General features: G+C 65.0%; 8 protein-coding genes. 2 read left to right on the forward strand and 6 right to left on the reverse strand.

Annotation, left to right across the window (positions count from 1 at the left end; all coding sequences use genetic code 11):
* Nucleotides 1-68 precede the first annotated feature (68 nt).
* The 4 genes from U5775_RS34785 to rimO all read right to left on the reverse strand — a co-directional run bounded on the left by U5775_RS34785 (nt 69) and on the right by rimO (nt 4,400).
* Nucleotides 69-1,283 carry a cystathionine beta-lyase gene (locus U5775_RS34785; RefSeq protein ID WP_322062663.1) on the reverse strand — a complete coding sequence of 405 codons (1,215 nt, stop codon included), beginning with the start codon at nt 1,281-1,283 and terminating at the stop codon, nt 69-71.
* A 209-nt stretch (nt 1,284-1,492) separates the two neighbouring features.
* Nucleotides 1,493-2,089, reverse strand: a complete 597-nt coding sequence (locus U5775_RS34790) for a hypothetical protein (RefSeq protein WP_322062664.1) — start codon at nt 2,087-2,089, stop codon at nt 1,493-1,495.
* A gap of 29 nt (nt 2,090-2,118) precedes the next feature.
* A complete protein-coding gene (locus tag U5775_RS34795; protein WP_322062665.1) occupies nt 2,119-3,057 on the reverse strand; it encodes a sugar kinase in 939 nt (312 codons plus the stop codon).
* Nucleotides 3,058-3,062: 5 nt separating this feature from the next.
* On the reverse strand, nt 3,063-4,400 hold the full coding sequence (gene rimO, locus U5775_RS34800) for a 30S ribosomal protein S12 methylthiotransferase RimO (RefSeq protein WP_322062666.1): 1,338 nt from the start codon (nt 4,398-4,400) through the stop codon (nt 3,063-3,065).
* Between the two features lie 270 nt (nt 4,401-4,670).
* Here rimO and U5775_RS34805 point away from each other — a divergent pair, with 270 nt between their 5' ends.
* Entirely contained in the window at nt 4,671-4,997 is a 327-nt protein-coding gene (locus U5775_RS34805) for a transcriptional regulator (protein ID WP_322062667.1), read from the forward strand.
* Entirely contained in the window at nt 4,990-5,274 is a 285-nt protein-coding gene (locus tag U5775_RS34810; protein ID WP_322062668.1) for a helix-turn-helix domain-containing protein, read from the forward strand. Before U5775_RS34805 ends, U5775_RS34810 begins: the two co-directional genes overlap by 8 nt.
* Nucleotides 5,275-5,341: 67 nt before the next feature.
* Here U5775_RS34810 and phaR read toward each other — a convergent pair whose 3' ends face one another.
* The gene (gene phaR, locus U5775_RS34815) at nt 5,342-5,953 is read right to left on the reverse strand and encodes a polyhydroxyalkanoate synthesis repressor PhaR (RefSeq protein ID WP_322062669.1); all 612 of its coding nucleotides are present in this window, start codon (nt 5,951-5,953) and stop codon (nt 5,342-5,344) included.
* A 156-nt stretch (nt 5,954-6,109) separates the two neighbouring features.
* Nucleotides 6,110-6,850: a 3-ketoacyl-ACP reductase gene (locus U5775_RS34820; RefSeq protein ID WP_322062670.1), complete on the reverse strand. Its 741-nt coding sequence runs from the start codon at nt 6,848-6,850 to the stop codon at nt 6,110-6,112.
* Nucleotides 6,851-6,928 lie beyond the last annotated feature (78 nt).

A 6,928-nucleotide genomic window follows, 5' to 3' on the forward strand; every position in this document is an offset into this window, starting at 1 on the left:
CGTCGCTGAAACGGCAACGGCCGCGCCTGTCTTTATCGACAGGCGCGGCCGTTTGTTCTTGTATCGCCTTATTCTTGCGGACCGCGCACCGATGCGCCGCTTTCCAGCGTCGCAAGCGCGCGTTCGAGATCGTTGCGCAAGTCGGCTTCGTCTTCCAGGCCGATGTAGAAGCGCACCAGCGTGCCGCGATGCGGCCAGCTCGCGGCCGTGCGCATCGACGCGATGTCGTACGGCATCGCGAGGCTATGCGCCCCGCCCCAGCTCCAGCCGAGCGCGAACAGTTCGAGCGATTCGCAGAACGTGTCGATCTGCGCGGGGCTGTAGCGTTCGTCGAACACCACCGAGAACAGGCCGCCCGCGCCGGTGAAGTCGCGCTGGTAGAACTCGTGGCCCGGACAATCGGCGAACGCGGGGTGCAGCATCGCGGCAATCTCGCTGCGCGCCTTCAGCCAGGTCGCGAGCGCGAACGCCGTGCGGTCATGCACCTCGAAACGCGCCTTCATGCTCGGCAGGCCGCGCAGGACGAACGAGCAGTCATCCGACGAAACGCCGATGCCCAGCCGCATGCGCGCCGCCTTGAGCTTCAGATACAGATCGCGGTCCTTCGTGATCGTCGCGCCCATCAGCACGTCGCTGCCGCCCGACTGATACTTCGTGAGCGCCTGCACCGAGATGTCGATGCCATGCTCGAACGGCTTGAACGCGAGCCCCGCCGACCACGTGTTGTCGATCGCCGTGACGACGTTGCGCGCGCGTGCAGCCGCCGTGATCGCGCGCACGTCGGGCACCTCCATCGTCACCGAGCCGGGCGCTTCGAGCCAGATCAGCTTCGTCTCGGGGCGGATCAGCTCCGCGATGCCCGCGCCGATCATCGGATCGTAATAGCGCGCCGTCAGGCCGAAATCGCGTGCGAGCCAGTCGCCGTGATCGCGGTTCGGCGAGTAGACGTTATCGGGAATCAGCACGTCGTCGCCAGCCTTCAGGAGACCGAAGTACACGTTCGAGATGGCCGAGAGACCGGAGGGCTGCAACAGCGCATGCTCGCCGCCCTCAATGGCGGCGAGACGCTGCGTGAGCATCGCCGAGGTGGGCGTGGCGTGCAGGCCATAGCGCCACTGGGCATCGTTGCGCCAGTCGAGCGAGCGCACCGTCTTGAGGTCGGGGAACACGACGGTCGAGGCGCGCGTGACAGGCGCGGCAAACGATTCGAAGCCGGGTGTGATCGCTTCGTCGGGATGCATGATGCGCGTCTGCAGCGCGAGGCTGGATTCGGTTTTCTTCATGGCGGGAGGCTGGCGGTAAAAGCGCTGAGGGTTAGGTGGCGCGAGGCCGGCAACGCAGCGAAACTGGCGCCGCGAAGGAGCCGTGGCCCGCGCCGCATGCGCAAGATTAACACCTGCGCCAAGACGGGCACCGTGACAGTCCAGCGCCTGCGGTCCTGTACAGGACGCGCGTTGGTGGTGGCGCGCTGTCCGTTGCGCGCGCTACACCCTTACTCGCCGGTCACGAGATTGCCGACGCCATTCACGGCCTGGCCGCCTTTCGGCGCGGGCGTGGGCGCGGGCGTGGCCGTCGCGGCCGCACCGCCCACCGCGGGCGCCGATGCCCCCGACGCAAGCGGCTTCAGATCGAATGGCTGCGGATTCGAGTCATCGACTTCCATGCGATCGCCGGAAAGCGAGCCGTCGGCCGCGAACGTGCCGACCCAGTTGCCCGTGATATGCGTGCCGTCGTTCGACTCCTCGCCTTCGAGCGTGGAGCCGGTGCGATCGCCCGCGATCAGGATCACCTCGCCCGTATCGGTGAATTGATATTCGCCGTGGACGCCCGATTTGTCGTCGGGATCGTCGGTCTTTGCGCCGAGCCGCATCACGATTTGGCGCTTGCCGAGCGTGCCCACATATTGCGGGAGCCTCGCGAATTCGGGATTGGGCTTGAGCGACGAATGGACCGGCGCCGGTGCGCTCGACGCACTGGCAGCGCCAGTCGTCACGCTACCGCCCACGGCGCATGCCGCGAGCGGCAACACCACCACTGCCACTGCGAGCCAGATGAAGCCGCGCGACGCGGCGCCGTGCCGTCGAGCCATGTTCGATATTTTCGAGACCGAAATTGCCATCAGACGCCGTCCTTCGCGGCGAGCAGGCGCTCGACGGCTTCGCGATGCGGAATCGGCGCGACGGCGCCATAGCCTTGCGTCGAAAGCGCCGCAGCGGCGTTCGCGTAACGGGCCGCCGCGAACGGATCGTCGCCGGCCACCAGCCGGGCCACGAACGCGCCGCCAAAGCAGTCGCCGGCGCCAGTAGCATCGATGGCCGCCACGACGCGCCCCGGCACGAGGCGACGCTCGTTCGGCGTGGCCACGTAAGCGCCCTCCTTCCCGAGCTTCAACGCGACAACGCGCGAACCCAGCGAGAGCAGACGGTCGACGATCGCGTCGCGATCGTCCAGACCGGTCAGCACCGCGACGTCGTCCCAACTGGGCAGGCAGATATCGGTGGCTCGCAGCACCTCGGTCATGACCGCGCGGGCACGAGCGAGCGGCCAAAGCTTCAGGCGCAGGTTGGTATCGAAGCTCACCTGCACGCCGTTCGCGCGCGCATGCTCGATGGCAGCGAATGCCGCGTCGCAGGCCGCTTCGCCGATCGCGACGCTGACGCCCGACAGATGCAGCACGCGCGCCGCGGCCAGCGTATCGAGCGGGAGATCGGCGGCGGCGTAGCGGCTGGCCGCCGAGCCCTTGCGCAGATAATCGAAGGCATGGCCGTCGGGACCGTGCGAGACGAAGTAGACGCCGGTCGGCGCACTGGCGTCGACTCGCACCGCCGACGTATCGACGCCTTCACGCGTCCACAGGTCGAGCAGCAGACGCCCGAACTGATCGTCGCCCACCGCCGAAACGAAGCCCGTGCGCGCGCCCTGGCGCGCCGCCGCGATGGCGAAGTTCGAGGTGTCGCCACCGAAGCCCTGCAGGTAGTCCGGCTTGCCGCTCTCGGCCTGATTGAATTCGATCATGGCCTCGCCGTAGGCGAGGACTTCCGGCGTCACGTGTGCCATGCCGATCAGACCTCGCCCCAGAGGTCGTGGCCGTCGGCGCCCGTGATCTTCACCGAGACGAAGTCGCCGACCTTGTAGCGCTTCGAAGCCTTGGCCGCGGGCGCGACGTAGACCACGCCGTCGATCTCGGGCGCATCCGCCGCCGTGCGGCCGATGCCGCCATCGGGGTTGATCTCGTCGATCAACACCTTGAGCGTCTTGCCGACCTTGCGCTGGATGCGTTTGGCCGACACTTCCTCGGCCACTTCCATGAAACGCGCGCGGCGTGCTTCGCGCACTTCGTCGGGCAGCGCGCCATCGAGTTCGTTGGCGCTCGCGCCTTCGACCGGCGAGTAGGCGAAGCAGCCCACGCGGTCGAGCTCGGCTTCGCGGATGAAGTCGAGCAGCGTCTCGAACTGCTCCTCGGTCTCGCCGGGGAAGCCCGCGATGAAGGTGCTGCGGATCGTGAGGTCCGGACACATCTCGCGCCACGCCTTCACGCGCTCCATCACCTTCTCCGCGTTCGCGGGCCGCTTCATGCGCTTGAGCACTTCGGGGTGCGCGTGCTGGAACGGCACGTCGAGATACGGCAGCACGTGGCCCTTGAACGGACCTTCCGCCATCAGCGGGATCACTTCGTCCACGCTCGGGTACGGATACACGTAGTGCAGACGCACCCACGCGCCGTACTGCGCGGCCAGCTCGCCGAGCGCCGCGACCAGATCGGTCATGCGCGTCTTGATCGGCTTGCCGTTCCAGAAGCCGGTGCGGTACTTCACGTCGACGCCATAGGCGCTCGTGTCCTGCGAAATGACGAGCAGTTCTTTCACGCCCGACTTGAAGAGGTTCTCCGCTTCGAGCATGACTTCGGCAACCGGACGCGAGACGAGATCGCCGCGCATCGACGGGATGATGCAGAAGGTGCAGCGGTGGTTGCAGCCTTCGGAAATCTTCAGATACGCATAGTGGCGCGGCGTAAGCTTCACGCCCGCGGCCGGCACGAGATCGACGAACGGATCGTGCGGCTTGGGCAGATGGCTATGCACGGCCTGCATGACCTCGCCCACGGCATGCGGACCGGTCACGGCCAGCACCTTGGGGTGCACTTCCTCGATGAGATTCGAGCCGCTCGCGCTGGCCTTCGCGCCCAGGCACCCGGTGACGATCACCTTGCCGTTTTCGTTGAGCGCCTCGCCGATGGCGTCGAGGCTTTCCTGCACCGCTTCGTCGATGAAACCGCAGGTGTTGACCACGACCAGATCGGCGCCGTCATAGGACCCCGAAATCTCGTAACCCTCGGCGCGCAGCTGGGTGAGGATCTGCTCGGAGTCGACAAGGGCTTTTGGGCAGCCGAGGGAAACCATCCCGACGCGTGGTGCAGGATTGCGGGAGGTCGTTGATTCAACAGGGTTTTTCACGTGTACGTCCGGATGTGGGGCGCAGGGCGACGAATGCGCGGCGCGAGATCAAGCCAATCAGCCATTTTACCCGTTTGGCGTATCGAGCGGCGCGCCTTGGCTGGCTAGCATGGGATGGAGTCAGGGTCGGAAGAAGTTTGGACTTCGGTCAACTTTCTTCGATTCATTTCCCAACCAAAATACGGCATTGCCGTATAATCCATCTCGACGCGCTCTATGCTCACGATCATCGAAACCGAGACGTTCCAGCGTTATGCGGCCGAAGTCTGGCGCGATTCCGAACGCGAAGCGTTCATCACCTGGCTTGCCGACAACCCGCTCGCCGGCGACGTCATCCCCGGCACGGGCGGCCTGCGCAAGGTGCGCTGGCGGCGCTTCGGCTTCGGCAAACGCGCCGGCACGCGCGTCATCTATTACAACGTCCTCGAAGACGGCTGCATCTGGCTGCTGATCGTCTACACGAAGGCGAAATTCGATAACCTGCCGGCGGCCTTTCTCAACCGGCTGCGCGCAGAAGTGACCAACGAGGTGGAACGTGGATAAGGAAATGGAACAGTTTCAGACGGACCTGCTGAAGTCGGTCCGCGAAATGAAAAGCGGGCGCGCGGCGCGCACCACGCGGGTCGAGCCTACCGCCGCGGCGCTCGCGCGCGCCAAGGTCGGGCTTTCGCAGAATGCCTTCGCGGCGCTGCTGGGCGTGTCCACGCGTACGCTGCAGGACTGGGAACAGGGGCGTCGCCAGCCGACGGGCGCCGCGCAAACCCTGTTGCGCGTCGCCGAGCTTCATCCGGAAGCATTGCGCGATCTGAAAACCGCCTGAACGCCGCCGGGGCTCCAACGGGAGCCAGGCCTGCCGCTACGGCGGCGCGCCCTGCAGCAAGCCGCCCTTACTTCTTCTCGTCTTCGCCGCTGCCGCCTTCGTTCGCACCCTGTCCGGGTGCGGCCGGCGAGACGGGCGTCACCGGCTTGAACGGGAAGCTGCTGAACATGTTCTTGGCCTGGTTCTGCATCTGCTCCTGCATCTGCACGAACATGTTCTTCGACTGCTCGATGTAGCTGGTCATCATGCCCTGCATCATCGGCGCCTGCATGTTCATGAACTGCGACCAGACCTCGGGGTTCATCGCGTTGCCTTCGTAGAGGCTCTTCGATTGATCGGCGAGCTTGTTCTGGATGTCGATGAACGCCTGGATGTTCTTTTCCAGGTAGGTGCCCATCATGCCCTGCATCGCATGGCCATAAAAACGGATGATCTGCGACAGCATCGACGACGAGAACATCGGCAAGCCGCCGCTTTCCTCTTCAAGGATGATCTGTAGCAGGATGCTGCGCGTCAGATCCTCGTTGCTCTTCGCGTCGATGACCTTGAATTCCTCCTGATCGAGCACGAGCTGCTTCACATCCGTCAACGTGATGTAGGTGCTTGTCTCCGTGTCGTAGAGCCGACGGTTCGGATATTTTTTGATCAGTCGTTCGGCGGTTTTCTTTGTAGTCGTCATGTGTCGCCCTTGTAAGCGCCAACGCGCGACGGCCATTGCCATCGCGCGCTGCCTTCCAGCTGCGGAAACGGTGCCTGCCCCGGCGTGCAAACAGGCCGCCACCGCCGTCGATCCCTGCGTTGCCGCGCGCCCCTGTTACGCGCGCGGCGCGCGGGATCAGCCCATGTGCAACCCGCCGTTGAGCGAGAAGTCAGCACCGGTTGAGAAGCCCGACTCATCCGAGGCGAGCCACGCGACGATCGAGGCGATTTCCTCGGGCGCGCCGAGGCGCCGCACCGGAATGGTCGCGACAATCTTTTCAAGCACGTCGGGACGAATCGACTTCACCATGTCCGTGCCGATGTAGCCCGGCGAAACGGTGTTGACCGTCACGCCCTTGGTGGCCACTTCCTGCGCGAGCGCCATCGTGAAGCCGTGAATCCCGGCCTTGGCCGTCGAGTAATTCGTTTGTCCGAACTGGCCTTTCTGGCCGTTCACCGACGAGATATTGATGACGCGGCCAAAGCCGCGCTCGACCATGCCGTCGATCACCTGCTTCGTGACGTTGAACAGGCTCGTCAGGTTGGTGTCGATCACGGCGGTCCAGTCTTCGCGCGTCATCTTGCGGAACACCACGTCGCGCGTGATGCCCGCGTTGTTGACGAGCACGTCGACCTCGCCCACTTCGGCCTTGACCTTGTCGAAAGCCAGCTTGGTCGAATCCCAGTCGCCAACGTTGCCTTCCGAGGCGACGAAGTCGAAGCCCAGCGCTTTCTGGTCTTCGAGCCATTTGACGCGGCGCGGCGAGTTCGGGCCGCAGCCTGCGACGACCTTGAAGCCCTGCTTTTCGAGGCGCTGGCAGATTGCCGTTCCGATGCCGCCCATACCGCCCGTTACATACGCAATGCGTTGTGTCATAAACCACACTCCATTATCGTTTTCCGGGGCGCCGAACGACGGCCCCGGCCTCGCCTCTGTCTGTTGCCCTGGCTCTCG

Source organism: Paraburkholderia sp. J63, assembly GCF_905220245.1.
GTDB lineage: Bacteria > Pseudomonadota > Gammaproteobacteria > Burkholderiales > Burkholderiaceae > Paraburkholderia.